Origin of the sequence: Companilactobacillus halodurans (assembly GCF_009600985.1) — a bacterium.
Lineage (GTDB): Bacteria > Bacillota > Bacilli > Lactobacillales > Lactobacillaceae > Companilactobacillus > Companilactobacillus halodurans.
Window position 1 is genome coordinate 1 of record NZ_VDFP01000009.1, and the last position, 20040, is coordinate 20040.

14 protein-coding genes and 2 tRNA genes are annotated in these 20040 nt (G+C 35.9%); 15 read left to right on the forward strand and 1 reads right to left on the reverse strand.

What is annotated here, in order from left to right; all coding sequences use genetic code 11:
* From FHL06_RS15110 to FHL06_RS05790, 12 genes are all read left to right on the forward strand, one after another.
* The coding region (locus tag FHL06_RS15110) for an IS3 family transposase (RefSeq protein ID WP_153384755.1) at window positions 1-97 on the forward strand (97 nt) is incomplete at its 5' end.
* A gap of 1178 nt (window positions 98-1275) precedes the next feature.
* Window positions 1276-2628, forward strand: coding sequence for an FAD-dependent oxidoreductase (locus tag FHL06_RS05740; RefSeq protein WP_153385278.1), 1353 nt, complete (start codon window positions 1276-1278; stop codon window positions 2626-2628).
* 139 nt (window positions 2629-2767) lie between these two features.
* Complete coding sequence (locus FHL06_RS05745) at window positions 2768-3115, forward strand: DUF6483 family protein (RefSeq protein ID WP_153385279.1); 348 nt, start codon at window positions 2768-2770, stop codon at window positions 3113-3115.
* Between the two features lie 396 nt (window positions 3116-3511).
* Window positions 3512-6064 (forward strand): YfhO family protein, encoded by a 2553-nt coding sequence (locus FHL06_RS05750; RefSeq protein ID WP_153385280.1) that lies wholly within the window; start codon window positions 3512-3514, stop codon window positions 6062-6064.
* A 102-nt stretch (window positions 6065-6166) separates the two neighbouring features.
* Window positions 6167-7675, forward strand: a complete 1509-nt coding sequence (gene glpK / locus FHL06_RS05755; protein ID WP_153385281.1) for a glycerol kinase GlpK — start codon at window positions 6167-6169, stop codon at window positions 7673-7675.
* 44 nt (window positions 7676-7719) lie between these two features.
* Entirely contained in the window at window positions 7720-9222 is a 1503-nt protein-coding gene (glpK, locus tag FHL06_RS05760) for a glycerol kinase GlpK (protein ID WP_153385282.1), read from the forward strand.
* 144 nt (window positions 9223-9366) lie between these two features.
* The gene (locus tag FHL06_RS05765) at window positions 9367-10842 is read left to right on the forward strand and encodes a peptide MFS transporter (RefSeq protein ID WP_153385283.1); all 1476 of its coding nucleotides are present in this window, start codon (window positions 9367-9369) and stop codon (window positions 10840-10842) included.
* 323 nt (window positions 10843-11165) lie between these two features.
* Entirely contained in the window at window positions 11166-12965 is a 1800-nt protein-coding gene (locus tag FHL06_RS05770) for an SLAP domain-containing protein (protein WP_153385284.1), read from the forward strand.
* 108 nt (window positions 12966-13073) lie between these two features.
* Window positions 13074-13156 (forward strand) — tRNA-Tyr (locus tag FHL06_RS05775).
* A gap of 5 nt (window positions 13157-13161) precedes the next feature.
* Window positions 13162-13233 (forward strand) — tRNA-Gln (locus tag FHL06_RS05780).
* A 318-nt stretch (window positions 13234-13551) separates the two neighbouring features.
* On the forward strand, window positions 13552-14253 hold the full coding sequence (locus FHL06_RS05785; protein ID WP_153385285.1) for a GntR family transcriptional regulator: 702 nt from the start codon (window positions 13552-13554) through the stop codon (window positions 14251-14253).
* Window positions 14254-14331: 78 nt separating this feature from the next.
* Entirely contained in the window at window positions 14332-15726 is a 1395-nt protein-coding gene (locus FHL06_RS05790) for an O-antigen ligase family protein (protein WP_153385286.1), read from the forward strand.
* A gap of 50 nt (window positions 15727-15776) precedes the next feature.
* On the opposite strand, the gene FHL06_RS05795 is transcribed toward FHL06_RS05790, so the two are convergent.
* On the reverse strand, window positions 15777-16514 hold the full coding sequence (locus tag FHL06_RS05795) for a WecB/TagA/CpsF family glycosyltransferase (RefSeq protein WP_153385287.1): 738 nt from the start codon (window positions 16512-16514) through the stop codon (window positions 15777-15779).
* 58 nt (window positions 16515-16572) lie between these two features.
* On the opposite strand from FHL06_RS05795, the gene FHL06_RS05800 reads away from it, so the two are divergent.
* The 3 genes from FHL06_RS05800 to nadE are packed head-to-tail and all read left to right on the forward strand — an operon-like array spanning window position 16573 to window position 19992.
* Window positions 16573-17649: a glycosyltransferase gene (locus FHL06_RS05800; protein WP_153385288.1), complete on the forward strand. Its 1077-nt coding sequence runs from the start codon at window positions 16573-16575 to the stop codon at window positions 17647-17649.
* Between the two features lie 44 nt (window positions 17650-17693).
* Window positions 17694-19169 (forward strand): nicotinate phosphoribosyltransferase, encoded by a 1476-nt coding sequence (locus FHL06_RS05805; protein ID WP_153385289.1) that lies wholly within the window; start codon window positions 17694-17696, stop codon window positions 19167-19169.
* A gap of 1 nt (window position 19170) precedes the next feature.
* A complete protein-coding gene (gene nadE / locus FHL06_RS05810; RefSeq protein WP_153385290.1) occupies window positions 19171-19992 on the forward strand; it encodes an ammonia-dependent NAD(+) synthetase in 822 nt (273 codons plus the stop codon).
* The last annotated feature ends 48 nt before the right edge of the window (window positions 19993-20040 follow it).

Sequence of the window (20040 nt, forward strand, 5' to 3'; positions counted from 1 at the left end):
ATATGTATATTACTATAACAACAAAAGGATAAGGACAAAATTGGCCGGAAAGACACCGGTAGAATACCGGAATCTTTCCGACCAACTGATTGCCTAAAATAAACTCCAATTAATGGGGTTCACTTCAATTCAGGATTTGGTCGTCTTTTTTATATAATAATAAAAATATGGTCGATAAATTAAACGTTATTTTGACGGATAATGTGCTTTATGTTCATTTTTGTTCGCATTAATTTCAAAAAAGACAAAAAAACAGCTCATCTGGGGGGATGGGCTTGTTTTTGCATTACCAGTAGTGTTTAGGCATAAGAGATATGAATGCTTGTGAGGTTTCCATGTTTGTCAAATAGAGAGGGATTTGTTAATTAATTAATGAAAGCATTCAAAGTAATTATTGTAATGGGATGCGCATTTGAGGGGGGAATGGAAGTTGATTGAGGGGGGCAACTTCTATTCGGAATGCGTTATTTTGAGGATTATGGTATGAGGATGTGTACCACAATCCTAATATGTGTTAAAAGGAAGGAATCGCATTTAACATATCTCTTATCCCTTTCACCGCTAATAATATACCATCAATAATTATTCTATTAAATTCATTTTAGAAGAAATATTTTATTTGTTTTTTGGAACAATCAATTTTTTTATATAAGGCAAAAAAATAAGCTCATCTGGGGGATGGGCTTGTTTTTTGTCACACTTACGTGTAACGGCATTACCAGTAGTGTTAGAAGGTAAAGGGTATGAATGCTTGTGAGGTTTCCATATTTTGTCAAATAGAGAGGGATTTGTTAATTAATTAATGAAAGCATTCAAAGTAAATTATTAATGAGTTGACACATTATAAATGAGAATTGATTGAGGGGGGCAATTCAAATTTATTTTTGCTAGTAAATTAGATTACGATATGAGGATGTACCGCAATCCGATTAAAGAGTTTAAAAGGAAGGAATTGCATGTCATATCTTTTACCTCTTTCACGGTTATAAATATAGCACACGTGTTTAAACAAATAAATTCAAATTTAGAAAAAATAATTATTTGTTTTTAATATCACAAACTGGTTGTTTTATGAGACTATGATAGTACCTTCAATTCTGCGTTCTCGGTGAAAGATAATACGCAAATTCACTGATTGTGTGGAATAACGAGGGGTAATTATGGTTATTATTCCTAATATAAATATTTGTGATATATTTTTCTAATTATTTTGTAAACGCTTTAATTATATGGAAGAATTAACTATAATTAAAATAAAAAAGGATGGTAGTTATTATGAAGGTAAGTATTGTAGGTTGTACACATGCAGGAACATTTTCAGCAATGAATATTCTTCAGGAGCACCCAGATTGGGAAGTTTCTGTCTTTGAAAGAAACGATAACCTTTCTTTCTTGTCATGTGGTATCGCACTTTGGGTCAGTGATCGTGTTTCTGATCCTAACAAGATGTTTTATGCTTCACCAGAAGCTTTGACAAAACTTGGCGCTCACATGTACATGCAACATGATGTCACAGATATCGACTTCGATAATAAAAAGCTAGCAGTAAAGAACCTTGTTAGTGGGGAAACATTCGAACAAGACTATGACAAATTGGTTATTACAACTGGTTCTGCTCCTGTTGTCCCTCCAATCGACGGTATTGATTCAGACCGTGTTATGCTTTGCAAGAATTGGACAAACGCTACTGAACTAAAAGAAAACTCGAAAGACATCAAGAGTGCTGTCGTAATCGGTGCCGGTTATATCGGTGCTGAATTGGCTGAAGGTTATTCTACACTTGGTAAGGAAACAACTTTGATCGATGCTTTGCCACATGTTTTGGATAAGAACTTCGATCCTAATATGTCAGCTGTTGCTGAACAAGATTACAAAGACCATGATGTTAAATTGGGTCTAGGTGAAAAGGTTGTTTCATTTGAAGAAACAGACCACAGCATTATCGTCAAGACTGACAAGAACAGTTATGAAGCTGATATTGCTGTTATGTGCGTTGGCTTCCGTCCTAATACAAAGATGTTTGCCGACCAATTTAAGACATTGCCAAATGGTGCTTTAATTGTCGATAAGTATATGCACACAAGTAAAAAAGATGTCTTCTCAGCCGGAGACGCTGCATCAGTTCACTACAATCCAACAAATGACGACCAATACATTCCTTTAGCAACTAACTCAGTTCGTCAAGGTATCTTAGTTGGTAGAAATATTGAAAAAGATACGACTGCTTATATCGGTACACAAGCAAGTTCAGCTGTTGAATTATTTGGCAGAACATATGCTGCCAGTGGTTTGACTAAGACTCATGCCGATGTTTTGGGTAAGAAAGTTGAAGAAGTGTCATTGGAAGATAACTATCGTCCTGAATTCATGTTGTCCACAACTCCTGTCTTGATGAATCTCGTTTGGGATCCAGAAACAAGAGTTGTCTTGGGCGGTGCGTTGACAAGTAAATATGATGTTTCACAATCTGCTAACTTGTTGTCATTAGCCATTCAAAAGAAAGTTACGATCGATGAGTTGTCGATGGTCGACTTCTTCTTCCAACCAAACTTTGACAAGCCAGTTAACTATGTCAGTGCTTTAGCTGGAGCTGCCGTTGAAAAGGCTAATTCAAAAGTTTCAGAATAAAATAAGAACTCCCTGATATAGATACAAAGGAAACTGCTGATTTTTAAGTAAATCAGCAGTTTTTTTATTCTTAATATAAGTATCTAAAAAAGGCTAGTGATGATATTCTTGAGTTAAATAAAATGGTGAGGATTAGACAATGGAAGATGATGATTTTCTTTTGCGACAAATTAAATCGATTGCCGAGGGATTTGGTTATTTAGCTGGGAAAAAGGGTCATGAGAAAACTGAAATTGTTTATCAGCAGCAACAAAATCAAAAAGGTTTGCTTTACACGAAATTAGATGATTTGCTCTTGCATAAAAAATATGAAGCAGCAATCCACTTAGTCTATGAACAAAAATTTGAATTAGACCGAAATAGTTATTATGAATTGGGATTATGGCTGATTGAAAAATTGAAACGCGATGATTCAACAATGAATCCTTTATTATTGCAGGAATTTTCTACTAATATGGACAAGTATAAAGACAAACGTACGAGCTAATTCACAGATTATTCTTATTTAAGATATTTAAAATTCACATATACCAGTTATGATGTATTCATAGTCAAATTTGACTATCAATAAAAACGAGGTGAATTTTATGAAAAAACATCCTATTCTCGTTCTCACAGGTGTTTCAGTTTTAGCGACTATTTGCACTAAAATGATTAGAAGCCGCAATGAGAAGAGATTCTTGTACTAAAATCTCCAAATTTTCAAAAATACAAAACAAACGAATCAAAACCATTCAAAAAATTCGATTCCGATAACTAATTTTTTTAAATAAAATATATATAAAAACGATCTTGAGAGTCTGCGTGAGCAGACTCTTTTTTTGTCTTTCTTTGCATTTAAAGAATATATCTCATATTATTTGAGTAGTTAGGAGATAAAAATATGATAAAACGTCGTTTGCCTTATTATTTCGGAGCTTTTTTCATAAATCTCATTATAATTTCGATAATTTTTGCTGCTTCGCAGTTAGTTCCTTTTGGGAGCAACAATTTTTTGAGTAGCGACTTAGGAACTCAATATTTGGCCTTTTTGACCGAATTGAGAAGACAACTAGTTTCTGGCAATGTGCATCTGTACTTATTCAGCCAGTCTTTAGGGGACAATTTTTTTCCAGTTATCAGTTACTATTTGCTATCACCCTTCAATTTATTGTTGGTACTGTTTAGTCCCAAAGGGATTCCCGCTGCAGCCAATATTATCATCATGCTAAAAATTTCCACCATGGGCGTTTCCATGGCCTACTTTTTAACGTCATATTTTAAAAAGAGAGGGATGGCTAATTATTTATTCACGATTGCGTATAGTTTTTGCGGATTCGTAGCCTCTTACTTTTATGATTTGATGTGGTTGGATGCTCTTATCATGTTGCCACTGGTTGCGGTTGGCGTGATGCTTGTTATCAAGCAACAGAAATATATTTTGTACTATTGTTCGATTTTATTAGCAATTATTTTTAACTATTATTTGGGATACATGCTGTGTATTTTTTCAGTTTGTTTCTTCGTATATATTGCTCTAGAGGAAAAACTGTTTCAAAGAAAAATCAAATGGCACATTATTCGTAATTATTTAATGACCTCTATTTTGGCAGGGCTAAGTTCAGCTGTTGTTTTAATTCCAACTCTAGTTGGGATGTTGAAGACTGCCAAAACTTCCTTTAATTTGTTCAATTATTTGCCTTCAGCTCGTTTTGGACTAGAGGCTTTAACTGAACTTGGTATTGGTGGCAATACTTTTCAACAGCGCTTGGAACATGGTCCTTCAGTCTTTATGACGACTTTGATTTTGATTTTATTATTGAGCTATTTCTTCAGTTCTAAAATTTCTAATCAAGATAAAGCTCACTCGCTGATTCTTTTAGGCGTTCTTTTAGTCAGCATGTTTGTAACCACGTTTAATACTGTATGGCACATGTTTCAAAATCCCGCAGGATTTCCATTTCGCAATAGTTTCATTTTTTCTTTCGTCTGTATTTTTATCGCTTATAAAGCTTTTGACAAAGGAGTCTTTCAGGAAAGCGACACCATCATCAAGAGTACTTGCGTCGCTGGCATCCTGATTTGTTTGGGTTATTCGACAGAATGGCTTTTGCCAAGAATCATTGAAAAATTAGGATTCGACCGTCCCGATAATCCTTATGATGGACGTTATTTTTGGCTCAGTATCGCCTGTATCGTGATTTCAGGGACATTATTGCTTTTATTGAATCGTAATCAGAAATTTTTAAGTTTAATGCTGATTATGGTGGCCTTTGAAGTGATTGCTAATTTCAATGCAGTCATGGGGACAGCTGGATTAGGCAATCAATTGGTTTACCGCAGCGAATTTGCTAAGGAAAACAATATTTTAAAGGATGTCAAAAATCAAAGCCATAAAGGGCAGCGCATCATCGTTTCAAAATCTGGACTCAATAAAGCTTTTCCTGAGAAGTATAATAATTATAATGATCCGATATTATTCAATATCAATGGACTAAGTTTGTATAGTTCGACTTTGGATCAAAATACGCTCGAAATGATGCATAATTTAGGATATTTTAGTTTGAACGTTAGAAGAATCAGTTATTATGGCGGCACTAATTTAACTAATGCCTTGTTAGGTGTCTATTATCGAGTTCGACAATGGGATAATCATTATCATGTTGAAGAAAACTATAATGCTCCATCAATGGGCTTCTTAGTTGACCCCGATGTTTATAATTTCAAGATGTATCAAAAAAGAGCGTTCTCCAATCAAGACCGCCTGTGGCAAGCTCTTAATGGCAATAGTCAGGAATACTTAAAAAATGTCATAATCAACAGTATGCAACAAACCGAATTTAACAATAAGACGCTTTACACTTACCAATTGAGCACTCGAGCTAGTGGGCCGCTTTATTTTTACGTTTCACCGATGAATTACGTCAAAGCAAGAATTTACGTCAATGGCAAGCGGATTAAAACGGCAGATAAAAATGTTTACAGTGCAGCTTCGATTCGATTGGGTCATTTCAAGAACAAGCAAAAAATTCAAGTGAAGATATTGACTGACAAAGCGCTCGATGTTGATCCTGATTATTTCCAGTCCTTAGATCAAACTAGTTTTCTAAAGACTTTGCAAAAATTTCGGCAGAATTCCTTGCAGATTAGTTCCGACCTCAATCATGATACTGTTAGAGGGACGATTTCTGTTAAGAACAAATCTCCAATGTTGTTCAGCATTCCTTATGACGACGGGTGGCAGGCGAGTGTTGATGGTAAAAAAGTCAAAATCCACAAAGTCGTTGAGAATTTAATGGCAATTAATTTAAAACCTGGTAAGCATCAGGTGGTTTTGAATTATCAAGTGCCCGGATTGAAGCTAGGCTGGATAGTTTCCGGAATATCGGTTATTCTGTTTATTAGTTTTAGTTTATTAGAAAAATCAAAATATTGGAAAAATAAATCTAAAGAATAAATTTTATAACAAAATATTAAAAATGAAGGCAATTGTTTGCAAAATTAGCTAGATGTTATAATATTTTGATGTGAAGCGTTTACATAAAAATGAGGTGAAATGATGTCAAATGAATATATTATGTCCATTGATGAAGGTACAACTAGTACTCGGGCGATGATTTTCGATCAAAAAGGAAATAAAATTGCCGATGCTCAACGTGAATTCACTCAGCATTTTCCTGAACCCGGTTGGGTCGAACACGATGCAAACGAAATTTGGAATGCGGTGCAGTCGACTATCGCAAATGTTTTTATCGAGTCTGGCATTAAACCAAAACAAATCAAAGGTATCGGTATTACGAATCAACGTGAAACGACCGTTATTTGGGATAAGAATACTGGCTTGCCAATTTATAATGCGATTGTTTGGCAAAGTCGCCAAACTTCTGACATTGCTAATCAATTAAAAAAAGATAATTATGAAGATTTAATTCATGAAAAAACAGGCTTATTGATTGATCCATACTTTTCAGCTACTAAAATTCGCTGGATTTTGGATCATGTTGACGGGGCTCAAGAACGTGCTGAAAATGGCGATTTGCTCTTTGGAACCATTGACAGTTGGTTGCTTTGGAAATTGTCTGGGGGAGCTTCTCATGTGACTGACTATTCAAATGCTAGTCGGACGATGCTCTTTAATATTCATACTTTAAAATGGGATGATGAAATTCTAAAGATTTTGAATATTCCTAAGAAGATGCTGCCACAGGTGCGTCCAAACTCAGAAGTTTATGCGAAAACTAAGGATTATCATTTCTACGGTTCCGAAGTTCCTATCGCTGGTATGATAGGTGATCAGCAGGCTGCCTTGTTCGGCCAAATGGCTTTTGAACCCGGAATGGTTAAAAATACTTATGGTACCGGGGCTTTTATCGTTATGAATACTGGTGAAGAACCTCAATTGTCAGACAATAATTTGTTGACGACGATTGGTTATGGTATCAACGATAAAGTTTATTATGCGTTGGAAGGTAGTATTTTCGTAGCTGGTTCAGCAATTGAATGGTTGCGTGATGCAATGCACTTGGTGGACACGGCTCCAGAATCTGAAGAGGCTGCTTTAGCTTCAAATGACGATGATGAAGTTTATGTCGTTCCAGCCTTTACCGGTTTAGGCGCTCCTTATTGGGATGCCGATGCCCGTGGTGCTGTCTTTGGATTGACGCGTGGAACTTCAAGAAATGACTTCATCAAAGCTACTTTGCAATCATTAGCTTATCAATCTCGTGACGTTATCGAAACGATGAAAAAAGATACTGGTATCGATATTCCAACATTGAAAGTTGACGGTGGTGCAGCCAATAATCGCTATTTGATGCAGTTTCAAGCTGATATTCTTCAGACCCCTGTTCAAAGAGCAAAGGATTTGGAAACAACTGCTCTAGGTGCAGCATTTTTAGCTGGACTAGCAGTAGGGTATTGGGATAATCTAGATGATATCAAACAGCAATATGCGACCGGCGCAACTTTTGAACCAGAAATGGAACAAAAGCGAGCTGATTACTTGTACGAAGGTTGGAAGGAAGCCGTTAGTGCAACGAGAAAATTCAAGCATAAGGCAACAAAATAAAGGCGGAATGCGCATTTTTTAGTGTTTAGGAGTAAATAATAGAGATGGATAAAGAATATATTTTAGCAATCGACGAGGGGACTACGACTGCGCGGGCAATTATTTTTGATCACAATGGAAAAAAAGTTGCCATAGCTCGACACCCAATTAGACAAATCTTGCCTAATCCTGGCTGGGTCGAACACGAGCCAAATGAAATCTGGAATGCCGTTCAAACGACAATTGCTACAGCTTTAATCGATTCAGGGATTAAACCTAAGCAAATCAAAGCTATCGGAATTGCTAGTCAACGTGAAACTACGGTTGTCTGGGATAAAAATACTGGTTTGCCAATTTATAATGCGATTGTTTGGCAAAGTCGTCAGACTTCAAGATTAGCTAATGATTTAATTAAAAATGGCTATAAAGACGAGATTCATAAAAAAACTGGTTTGATTATCAGTCCATACTTTTCAGCTACGAAGATTCGTTGGATTTTGAATCATGTTGAGGGTGCCCAAGAAAAAGCTGAAAAGGGCGATTTGTTATTTGGGACCATCAATACTTGGCTTTTATGGAAGTTAACTGACGGCGAGAGCTTCTTGACCGATTACGCTAATGCAAGTCGGACAATGCTCTTTAATATCAATACATTAAAATGGGATGAGGATTTATTAAAATTATTTAATATTCCTAAAGCGATGTTGCCAGAAGTTAAATCAAATTCTGAAATCTTTGGTATTACGAAGAATTATCAATTTTACGGTTCAGAGATTCCGATTTCAGGGATGACTGGGTCGCAACAAGCCTCATTATTTGGTCAGATGGCTTTTGAAAAGGGCATGGTCAAGAATACCTATGGAACTGGTGCTTTTGCCGTTATGAACACCGGTGATAAGCCTGCTTTATCAGACAACAATCTGTTAACGACGATTGCCTATGGGATCAATGGCGAAGTCAAGTATGCCTTAGAAGGAAGCGTCTTTGTTGCTGGAGCTGCTTTACAGTGGTTGCGAGATGATATGCGCTTGATCAGTTCGACGCCGTCGACTTCTAAAATTGCTAAGCAGTCGACTGATCAAAATGAAATTTATGTGGTACCAGCCTTTGCTGGTCTGGGTGCACCATATTGGGATAATCAGGCTCAAGGCACCATTTTTGGCATCACTCGAGGAACGACGGATAAAGATTTGGTCAAAGCTACGCTTCAAGCAATTGCTTATCAAACAAAAGATATTATCGAAACGATGGCTTCTGACGCAAAGATGCCAATTGAGGTCTTAAAGGTTGATGGGGCAGCTTCTGCCAATGATTATCTGATGCAATTTCAAACTGACATCTTGAATATTTCTTTACAACGTTCTTCAGAATTGGAAACAACTTCTTTAGGCGTAGCTTTTATGGCTGGATTAGGAGTTGGCTTTTGGAAAGATTTGGATGATATCAAAAAAAATTATCAAATCGGAAAAACTTACGAACCAAAAATGGAACAGACAGTTAGGAAAGATTTGTATAACGGTTGGAAGGAAGCGGTTTCGGCAACCATGGCCTTTAAGCATAACGATTAATAATAAGAGAGTATCTTAAAAGACTCTTATTTTTAATTGTTGATATATAAGGATTTTGATGATTTTTATTAAAAACACTTTGACATAGACGCTTTGTAAGTTTAATATTAATCTATCGTTGTGTAATGTGAGGAGAATTTTTTAATGGATAAGAAAAAGGACCGAGGATTTTTCGGTCAGCCGATTGGCTTGCGTACCTTATTCTTAACTGAATTTTGGGAAAGATTCAGTTATTATGGTATGCGTGCTATTTTACTTTTCTACATGTATTATGCTGTAGAAAAGGGCGGACTTGGTATGAACCAAACTACCGCCGCATCTGTTATGTCCATTTATGGTTCATTAGTTTACATGTCTAGTGTGCTGGGTGGATATATCAGTGATAGACTTCTAGGAGCTAGAAGAACTGTCTTCTGGGGCGGTGTCTTGATCATGTTTGGTCACATCGTCTTGTCACTACCAATTGGTCAAGGAGGTCTATATATTTCTATAGCCTTGATTACTATTGGTACTGGTTTATTGAAACCAAATGTTTCTGAAATGGTTGGTGGACTTTATACAGAAGGAGATCCAAGACGTGATTCTGGTTTCAGTATTTACGTTATGGGTATCAACTTAGGTTCACTGATTGCACCACAAGCTGTAACAACTATGTGGAATCACTTTAATTTCCATGCTGGTTTCTCATTGGCTGCTATTGGTATGTTCATTGGGTTAATTGTTTACTGGTGGGATGGTCGCAAGTACTTGCCAGAATCAAGCATGCATGCACCAGACCCTATTACCGGAGAAGAACGTGCTAAATTCTTCAAACGTTTGACTTGGGGAATCGTGGCAGTAATTATTATTGTTGCTGTAATGTTCTTTGCCAATGCCTTCAATGTTGATAACTTTATTACGATTCTAAGTATCTTAGGTATCGCCTTGCCAGTTGGTTACTTCGTAATGATGCTAACAAGCAAGAAAGTTACTAAGATTGAAAAATCTCGTGTTGTTGCTTATATTCCGCTATTTATCGCCGCTGCAATTTTCTGGGCAATTGAAGAACAAGGTTCAGTTATCTTGGCCTTGTTTGCCGCTCAACAAACGCAGCTTAACTTTGCTGGATTCCAACTATCAGCACCACAGTTCCAAATGCTTAACCCATTCTTTATTATTATCTATACACCATTCTTTGCATGGTTATGGATTAAGTTGGGCAAGAGACAACCATCATCTCCATCTAAGTTCTGGATGGGATTAGTTGCCACAGCTCTTTCATACTTCGTCTTGATTATTCCTTTGATGGGATTAGGCGCAGGTGGAAAAGTTAGTCCACTTTGGTTAGTACTAAGTTGGGGTATTATTGAAATTGGTGAAATGTTGATTTCCCCAGTTGGATTGTCAGCTACAACTAAATTGGCACCAAAGGCCTTCTCATCTCAAATGATGAGTATGTGGTTCTTAGCCGATTCAGCCGGACAAGCCGCTAATGCTCAATTAGTTAAGTTATTCAAGCCAGGAGATCCTCAAAACGAAATGATGTTCTTTGGTGTCACTGGTATCGTGACACTTATTGCCGCAGTTCTCTTGATCATGTTTGTTCCAAGAATCAAGAAGTTGATGCAAGGTGTTAACTAACATTTAAATATCAAAAAAGTCATGACTTTGTGGTCATGGCTTTTTTGTTGTATTAGATAAATTTCAATTCAACTGGTATTCATTTACTGAATTAAAATAATGTTGAAATTTGATAAAAAATCAAGAAATAATCAAATGATTCAGTATCTAATAAGAACTTTTTATTCCAATAAATTATAATTTTATAATCATAAATTATATGAGAAAGTTTTATAGCATGAATAAAACTGCCTTATTATCAAAATAATGTAAAATAAATTTAATTTTATAAAAAGCGTTTCCATTGTACAATAATCAGTGAAGTAAGGAGGCGTTAATTTTTTATGAAAAATTGTATCAAAAAAATGATTTTTGGAACAATTGCTATTTTGGGATTATTCCTTGGATTTATGCAAGGTACTAATGTTAATGCTGCAAGTGACGATACTAGCTCTTCAAGTACCTCAACATCAACGACGACTACAGCACCATCTGATGTTGATGAACAAAGTTTTGGTGACAATGCAACTTGGTCAATCAAAGACAATGTTTTGTATTTGAGTGGTTCTAGTATTGATGAAACGGAAAATGTGAGTTATGACGAAGGGCAAGTCATTAAAGTTCCTTGGTTTGAACAGTATTCTAGTTTAAAAAATGTAACTAAGGTAGTTATTACTGGGACTGGCACTGATGGAAAATTAAAATTACCTGCCAATTCAGCTAGTTTGTTTAGAAATTTGCCTTCCGTTACGGAATATGAAGGATTAGACAATCTAGATGTAAGCGACGTAACTGATTTTACAGATATGTTTCAAAGAAATACTACCATTACGAATCTTGACCTAAGTAGTTTTAAAACTGATCAGACTGTTGATATGACGGAAATGTTTCAATATGATACTTATTTGGAAAGTGTTGATTTAAGTGGTTTTACAGGTTCCGATTTAACTGTTAAAAATATATTCAGTGGTACCTATAATATTGATAAAATCGTATTAGGCAATTTGAATTTAGAAAATGCCGGTTTCACATATTCCTCTTCAAAAGTAAAATGGGTCAATACTGATTCTTCTGATACAACGGGAGAATCGTATCCTAACGGAGAAGGAACATGGAGACTTAAAGTTACTAGTGATGCTACTAATTATGGAGATCAAACCTTTGATGGGGTTAATACACTTTTAGTAAATATAGACCCAACTTCTTTTGGAGAAAAAGGTGAAAACTTTGAAGATGTTTTATTGAGTGATTCTACCGATTATCAAAAGGTCGTTTTGGATGGTGATGCCTATTGTTGGGAATTAACGATTCCTGAGGAAGATTTACCTAAGTATGTGGGAGATACTATTAAAATAGAAGCTCCAGAAGTATCCGGATATACGCCGGACGTGTCATATATCGAATTAACGGCAAAATATAACAATCAAACATCAACAGGAAGTTTTTACAATACCACAAATATTAATGAAAGTGGTACTCAATATTATTTAAGCCTTACACCTACGTATGACCACATTGTCAATGCTAAAGTAAGTACATCTTCTCTTTCAGCTAATATTCCATTCTCTTATGTTTTTTATTACACAAAAGATTCAGATGATAGCTCAACAACTGGCGATGAAGATGATGACGACAATTCAACGACAACCGGCGATGAAGACGATGATGACGGTAATTCAACAACAACCGGCGATGAAGATGACAACGGTAATTCATCATCTAACTCAGATTCAAATTATGTAGATAAAGAACAAACCGTTTCAACATATCCAGATCGTAAGGCAGTCAAAGTTTACGATAAGAACGGTAATTTAAATGAGACAGTGGAACTAGCACCAAATACTGACTGGTATTCAGACCAAGAAGCTACTATCAATAATGAAAAGTATTATCGAGTAGCAACTAACAAATGGATTAAAGCAAGTGATGCTTATGTTTACAAGTCTGTTGATAAAGTTGTCAAGACTAAGGATGTTGAATATGAATCACTCAAGAATTCTCATGGTAAAGCAGTAACTAATCGTGCTTTAGCTGGCTTGAGTAAATGGAAGGTTGATAAATTGACTGAACTTGATGGCGAAGATTACTATCGAGTAGCTACGAATGAATTTGTCAAAGCTGCCAATGTAAATATAGTTAAATAAAAATATAAATGGATCCGGAAGGATTCATTTTTTTATAGAAATTACTTGAAATGACATCGAATTTTCGGTATTATTATCTAGTCGGATAAAGACATGTGTTAAACACATGGAGGGGTAGCGAAGTCTGGCTAAACGCGGCGGACTGTAAATCCGCTCCTTCGGGTTCGGTGGTTCGAATCCACTCCCCTCCATTCATTGGGTTATAGCCAAGCGGTAAGGCAATGGACTTTGACTCCATCATGCGCTGGTTCGAATCCAGCTAACCCAATTAAATGATTCGTTAGTCGTCAACAAGTGAGGTATTCTTGTTAGGCGGCTTTTTTGTTGTTAAAAAGATTATTAAAATTATTAATAACCAACCAATTAAAACAAAAAATCATTTATAATAATTTTGTGACTACAAATTTGACTTTTTGTAATCAAAAATCAATTATTTCAACTTAATAAGGGTGTTTTTAAAGATAATATGTTTGTGGTTAAGATTTCATTTTAAGTAATGTCTTGCGATTTTAAGGCCACTTCTTAATTTTTGACAGAAATACTGTATAATTAATGGAAGTAATGCTCATAAAGGAGTGCCAAATAAATGAAGGTACCAGTATATATACAAATTCATAATGAGATTAGAAAAGAAATAGAATCTGGCAAATGGGCTGTGGGGGAACGTATTCCATCTGAAAGACAGCTATCTCAAGATTTTGATGTTAGTCGAATGACTCTTCGTCAAGCGATTCAAACTTTAGTTGATGAAGGAATTTTACAACGTCAAGTTGGATCTGGAACTTATGTTGCCAGCAGCAAAGTGCAAGAAAAGATGTCTGGAACCACTAGTTTTACTGAAATCACTGAAAGTCAGGGTAAACATCCTTCGAGTAAGACGGTTTCGTACCACGTTGCTGATCCTTCTATTAGTGAATTAGAAAAGTTAAAATTAAAAGATGGCGACCAAGTTTTACGAATGGAGAGAATTCGTTACGCTGACAAACAACCAATTTGTTTTGAAGTAGCAACGATTCCGATTGATATCGTTAATAGCCTCAATAAAAAAGACATTACGTCTTCGCTTTATAAAGCTTTGGAAGATAAAGCAGGGTTAAAATTAGGTAACGCTGCTCAAACTGTTTCAGCTATCTTGGCATCTGAAAAGATTGCCAATTATTTAAACGTTAAACGCGGCTCAGCTGTATTGCGTGTGCGTCAAATTACTACTTTGGATGATGATCGTCCATTTGAGTACGTACGTTCACAATATGCAGGTGATCGATTTGAATTTTATTTAGAGAGATAATTCGTTTCTTTAAATTTGTTTTTAGGATAATATATTACTTGTTATAGTTTTAAAATTTTTAACTGGGAGTCACCACATATGCAAAGCTTTATAAAAAAATACAGCATTTTCTTGATGCTATATATAATTTTTCAACCAGTATTAGATGCAATTACCGGATTGATGGCTCAAGCCCATATCGATGTTACATTCGGGGTTTTAATTCGTATGGCTGTGATGGCAGTTAGTGTGTTTTACATACTTATTTTCCTGATTCTGAATCGGGATAATAAGCACGGGTTTCGAGTCATTGGCTATTTCGTCTTGTTAGGAGTAGTCTCGGTAATTAGTTTAGTTATCAATTACAATACCAAAAGAACATTTATTCCAACTTTGGAAATTACAAGTTTAGCTAAGAGTTTGTATTACCCAATTATGTTGTTGTCATATTTTTATGCTTTTGAAGAATTAGCTGAAGATCGAATCATTAATCGTTTCTTCCCTAAAGTAATCTTCATTGCTATCAATATTATCAGTGTCATCATGATTGTGTCGCACTTTACAAACACTAGTTTCAGCTCTTATTCATATTATAAATTGGGAGAAAGCGGCTGGTTCTTCGCTGCTAACGAATTGAGTGCGATTGTTTCAATTTCGTTCCCAATTATGGTTTGGTATGCTCTGAAAAAAATTGACAAGTGGTCGAGGATTTACTACTGGATTTCAATTATTTTGGCGATTTATTCTGCTTTATTGATTGGAACCAAGGGTTCACTGTTAGCAATTCTCTTCGGAACATGCATGTCGATTTTAGCCGCTGTTATTCGTCTGTTCCAAATCAAGGGTAAACGAAAATATACAGTTGGTATCATTGCACTGCTAGTCATTACTTTCGGTGGAATCTTAGCAGCTTATCCAGCAATGGCCGTTTCAAGAACAGCTGAATTGCATACCGATATGATTAAGTACAAAAAGAAACAAGCTAAGACTAAAAAAGGTATTACTAAAGACCAAAAGAAATATGTTGAAACTAATAAGACAGTTTCTTATTTACTTAGTGGTCGGACAGTTTACTTTGAAAATTCAGCTCATAACTTCTCTAAAGCAAGTCTTGCTCAAAAGACTTTTGGAATGGGTTATGCTACGAATTACAAGAGCGACAAAGATGCTAAATTGGTCGAAATGGATTATATCGATATCTTCTTCCAATTCGGTGTTATTGGAACCATCGTTTACTTAGCTCCATTGGCTTACTGTTTGATTTATTTGATTGGAGCATTCCTCAGAAAATTCAAGTACATGTGGTCGGTTAAGTGGTCGATGCTGGTTTCCAGCGTTGCTATTGGATTTGGGATGGCTTTGATGACGGGACACGTTATTGAAGCACCATCTGTCAGCATTTATTTTGTAGCCATTTTAGGTTATGCAATGTTGAATGCACGTATCTTTTTAAGAACAAATGATGATCCGTATACGATTAATGTTGAAGATTAAAATAAAATAGACCTAGCAAAAACGTTTTTGCTAGGCCTATTTTTTTATAATTATTTATTTTTTTGACGAGCTTTTTTTTCTTTATTGATCATGTTGAGATACTTAGGGATTGCGAGCATTCTTCCAAATCTAGTGGGTTCTTTGACTAGACGATAGAACCATTCCAAATTGAGCTTTTGCATAATTTTTGGGGCACGTTTCTTAGTTCCTGAGAAGACATCGAAACTTCCACCAACGCCAATCCAAACGGCATTTAGTTGATCTTTGTATTTGTTGATAAAGATTTCTTGTTTAGGTGAACCAAGAGCGACTAAGACGAGATTAGGCTTTTTAGTTATGATTTCTTGTGCTATTTCGCCTTCATCTTTAAAATAGCCATCGTGATAGCCAACTAAGTCGATTTGTGGATAATCTTTTTTAATTTTGTTAGCCGTTGCTTCAATTACTTCGGGTTTTGATCCTAAGATGTAGACCTTTAGTAATTTGCGATTGGCTGCTTCAATCAAGTATTTTAATGTATCAAAACCAGTGATTCGTTCATGCATCGGAGTGCCTAAGGTTTTAGCTCCTTTAATAATTCCGATTCCATCAGGAATTACGTAATCTGCATTATTGATAATTTTCGAAAAATTGGCATCTTTTCGGGCAGAGAGAACAATTTCTGGATTGGGTGTTACGATGAACTTGTTAGCTTTAAAATCTAAATCATTGTCCAAATATAAGTGGAATTGTTTTTCAGTAAAGTTATCAAACTCTGTGCCTAAAATATTTATTCTATTTTTGTGCATGGCGTTCTCCTTTAATGTATTATTATACACGAGAAAGATTAATTTGAGAGGTGTCGAAATGAGGGTTTTACATATCAATGCCGGAAACGAAGACGGCGGAGCACGGACATATATCGTGAACCTAATGAAAGGCCAAAAAATTATTGGCGAAGAAAGTACGCTTTTGACTTTTCAGGAAGGTCCAGTTTCTAAAATGGCGCGAGAAAACGGATTAAGAGTTGCAGTTATGGAACAAAAGCAACGGTTTGATTTATCGATTCTTAAACCATTGACTAAATATATTAATAATAATAATTTTGATATAGTTCATACGCATGGACCTCGTGCCAACTATATTGTTTCTTTGATTCGTAAAAATATCAATGCAAAATGGGTGATTACCGTCCATTCTGACCCTCGTATAGACTTTTCAGGTATCAAAGGGAAAGTTATGCTCAAATTGAATCTTCATGCCTTAAAACGAGCCGATTCGCTCTTTTACATGAATCCTGACTTAAAAGAGTATTTTGAATCTTTGAAGATTGACTCCACAAAAACTTTTGAAGTTTTCAATGCAATTGATTTTTCTGGAATCAACCCTCAATTCAATCGACAACCAACTTTTAGCCTCTTAGTAGTGGCTCGTTTAGTTGAAGTCAAGAATCACCGTTTGCTTTTAGAAGCTTTGAGCAAAGTTAGATTCAATTATCGTTTAACTTTAGTTGGCGATGGTCCCTTGATGGACGATTTACGTAATTTAGTCAAAGATTTAGGCATCAAGGATAAGGTAGAATTCGTTGGCTTTAGAGAAAATACTGGCGATTATTACCAGGAAAGCGATGTATCAGTCTTGACCTCTAAATCAGAAAGTTTGCCTACAGTTTACTTAGAATCAGCTGCTTATGGCAAACCTGTTATTGCGACAAATGTTGGTGCAACTGATAAAGTAATCAATGACGATACTGGTTGGTTAGTAGAATCAGATAATGAGCAAGAACTTATTGCTGCTTTAAATGATGCTCATGAATATTGGAAAGATGGCAGTTTGGATCAAAAAGGCCTAGCTTTGTACCAAGAAGTCCGTGACAATTATTCAATTGAACAACTTGCTCGAAAAGTAAATGAAGGCTATACTGCGACATTGAATAACAATTAAGGTAAAATAGACCTGAAATAAAATGTCAATTAATTAAGGGAGATATGATGACTCAATTTCAAGATGAGGATTTAACTTTACATACTGATTATTATGAATTAAATATGATGTATACGTATTGGAAGAAAGGATTACACAACCGTCGGGCTGTTTTTGAAGTTTACTTCAGAAAATTGCCTTTTGACAATGGTTTCGCTGTTTTTGCAGGACTTGAACACGTAGTCGATTATTTGAAGAACCTCAAATTTTCCGACTCTGACATCGATTATTTGCGCGAGTATGGTGAATTTGACGAAGAATTCTTGCGTTGGCTCAAAGATATGCAATTTAGCTGTACCGTTCGTTCATCGCTAGAAGGCGACTTGGTCTTCAACGAAGAACCTATTTTGCAAGTTGAAGGACCATTAGCTCAATGCCAATTGATTGAAACAGCTGTATTAAACATGGTCAATTTCCAAACATTGATTGCTACTAAAGCTGCTCGTGTTAAAAATGTTTGTGGCGACGACCCAGTAATGGAATTCGGATCACGTAGAGCACAAGAAGTCGATGCAGCTATTTGGGGAACTAGAGCTGCTTATATTGGTGGTTTTGATGCTACAAGCAATGTACTTGCAGGTAAATTGTTCGGCATTCCTATTTCAGGTACTCATGCTCATGCCTTGGTTCAAACATATAGAAACGAATATAATGCCTTCAAAGCCTACGCTACAACGCACAAGAATTGCGTATTCTTAGTTGATACCTACGATACTTTGAAAAGTGGCGTTCCTAGTGCAATTAAAGTTGCTCGTGAAATGGGCGACAAAATCAATTTCCTCGGTGTCAGAATCGATTCTGGAGATATGGCCTATATTTCTAAGCGTGTTAGAAAGCAATTGGATGAGGCTGGTTTCCCTAATGCTAAAATCTATGCTTCTAATGACTTGGATGAAAAGACTGTTCTTAATTTGAAGATGCAAGATGCCAAGATTGACGTTTGGGGTATCGGTACTAAAGTTATCACAGCCTTTGACCAACCTGCTTTAGGTGCGGTTTATAAGTTGGTAAGCATTGAAGACAATAAGGGCAATATGATGGATACTTTGAAACTATCCAGCAATGCTGCTAAAATCTCCACGCCAGGCAAGAAACAAGTTTGGCGCATTACTAACAATGAAAAAAACGACAAATCAGAAGGGGATTACGTAACCTTCTGGAATGAAGATCCTAGAGAACACAGTTCGCTTTACATGTTCCATCCACAATATACGTATATTAATAAGACTGTTGAAGACTTCCAAGCAAAACCATTGCTTCACGACATCTTTGTCGATGGTAAATTAGTTTATGATTTGCCAAATGTTAAAGAAATCAAAGAGTACTGCAATGCTAATTTGGATTCGCTTTGGGATGAGTATAAACGTATCTTAAATCCTCAAGTTTATCCAGTTGACCTTTCCTCAAAACTTTACAGTCACAAGATGAAGTACATTGAAAAGATCAGAAATGATGTAAACAATATTAGATTAGGTGACTAGAATGAGACCACTACAAAAAGAAATTATTGAATTTGAACAAGTAAAACCAGAAATTGACCCTGAAACTGAAATACGTCGTTCCGTTGATTTTCTTAAAGATTATTTGAAACAACACAGTTTTTTAAAGACTTTAGTTCTTGGAATTTCTGGCGGACAAGATTCCACATTAGCAGGTAAGTTGTCAGAAATGGCCATGACTGAATTGCGAAAAGAAACAGGCAATGACGACTATCAATTTATCGCTGTACGTTTGCCATATGGTGAACAAGCCGATGAATCAGATGCAATGCAAGCTATTGATTGGATGCAAGCTGATAAAGTCGTGAGAGTGAATATCAAAGATAGTGTTGATTCAATGGTGAAAGCTGTTGAAGCTAATGGAATGACTATTTCTGATTTCAATAAAGGCAATATCAAAGCAAGAACGCGAATGATTGCTCAATATGCAATTGCTGGCGATAACAATGGAGTTGTAGTGGGTACTGATCATGCAGCTGAAAATATTACTGGTTTTTATACTAAATTTGGAGATGGTGCTGCTGATGTAACGCCGTTATTCCGTTTAGATAAACGTCAAGGTAAAGCTTTATTAGCAAAATTATCTGCACCAAAGAACTTGTATGAGAAAATTCCTACTGCTGATTTAGAAGAGGACCGTCCAAGTCTCCCAGACGAAAAGGCTTTAGGGGTTTCTTACAAGGATATTGATGATTACCTTGAAGGTAAAGACATCAAAGAAGCAAGTGCTGAAATCATCGAAAACTGGTTTAAAAAGACAGCTCACAAGCGCCGTTCTCCATACACCGTTTTTGATGTTAAATAAATAAAAATAATTATTAGAAGTTTCATATTTTGACATTCATTTCATTGA

What these genes read in the sequence shown, in the direction of transcription:
- glpK (WP_153385282.1), top strand. Translation starts at nt 7,720, where the DNA reads ATGGATAAAGAATATATTTTAGCAATCGACGAGGGGACTACGACTGCG.
- FHL06_RS05765 (WP_153385283.1), top strand. Translation starts at nt 9,367, where the DNA reads ATGGATAAGAAAAAGGACCGAGGATTTTTCGGTCAGCCGATTGGCTTG.
- FHL06_RS05750 (WP_153385280.1), top strand. Translation starts at nt 3,512, where the DNA reads ATGATAAAACGTCGTTTGCCTTATTATTTCGGAGCTTTTTTCATAAAT.
- FHL06_RS05800 (WP_153385288.1), top strand. Translation starts at nt 16,573, where the DNA reads ATGAGGGTTTTACATATCAATGCCGGAAACGAAGACGGCGGAGCACGG.
- nadE (WP_153385290.1), top strand. Translation starts at nt 19,171, where the DNA reads ATGAGACCACTACAAAAAGAAATTATTGAATTTGAACAAGTAAAACCA.
- FHL06_RS05740 (WP_153385278.1), top strand. Translation starts at nt 1,276, where the DNA reads ATGAAGGTAAGTATTGTAGGTTGTACACATGCAGGAACATTTTCAGCA.
- FHL06_RS05805 (WP_153385289.1), top strand. Translation starts at nt 17,694, where the DNA reads ATGATGACTCAATTTCAAGATGAGGATTTAACTTTACATACTGATTAT.
- FHL06_RS05785 (WP_153385285.1), top strand. Translation starts at nt 13,552, where the DNA reads ATGAAGGTACCAGTATATATACAAATTCATAATGAGATTAGAAAAGAA.
- FHL06_RS05790 (WP_153385286.1), top strand. Translation starts at nt 14,332, where the DNA reads ATGCAAAGCTTTATAAAAAAATACAGCATTTTCTTGATGCTATATATA.
- FHL06_RS05745 (WP_153385279.1), top strand. Translation starts at nt 2,768, where the DNA reads ATGGAAGATGATGATTTTCTTTTGCGACAAATTAAATCGATTGCCGAG.
- FHL06_RS05795 (WP_153385287.1), bottom strand. Translation starts at nt 16,514, where the DNA reads ATGCACAAAAATAGAATAAATATTTTAGGCACAGAGTTTGATAACTTT.
- FHL06_RS05770 (WP_153385284.1), top strand. Translation starts at nt 11,166, where the DNA reads ATGAAAAATTGTATCAAAAAAATGATTTTTGGAACAATTGCTATTTTG.
- glpK (WP_153385281.1), top strand. Translation starts at nt 6,167, where the DNA reads ATGTCAAATGAATATATTATGTCCATTGATGAAGGTACAACTAGTACT.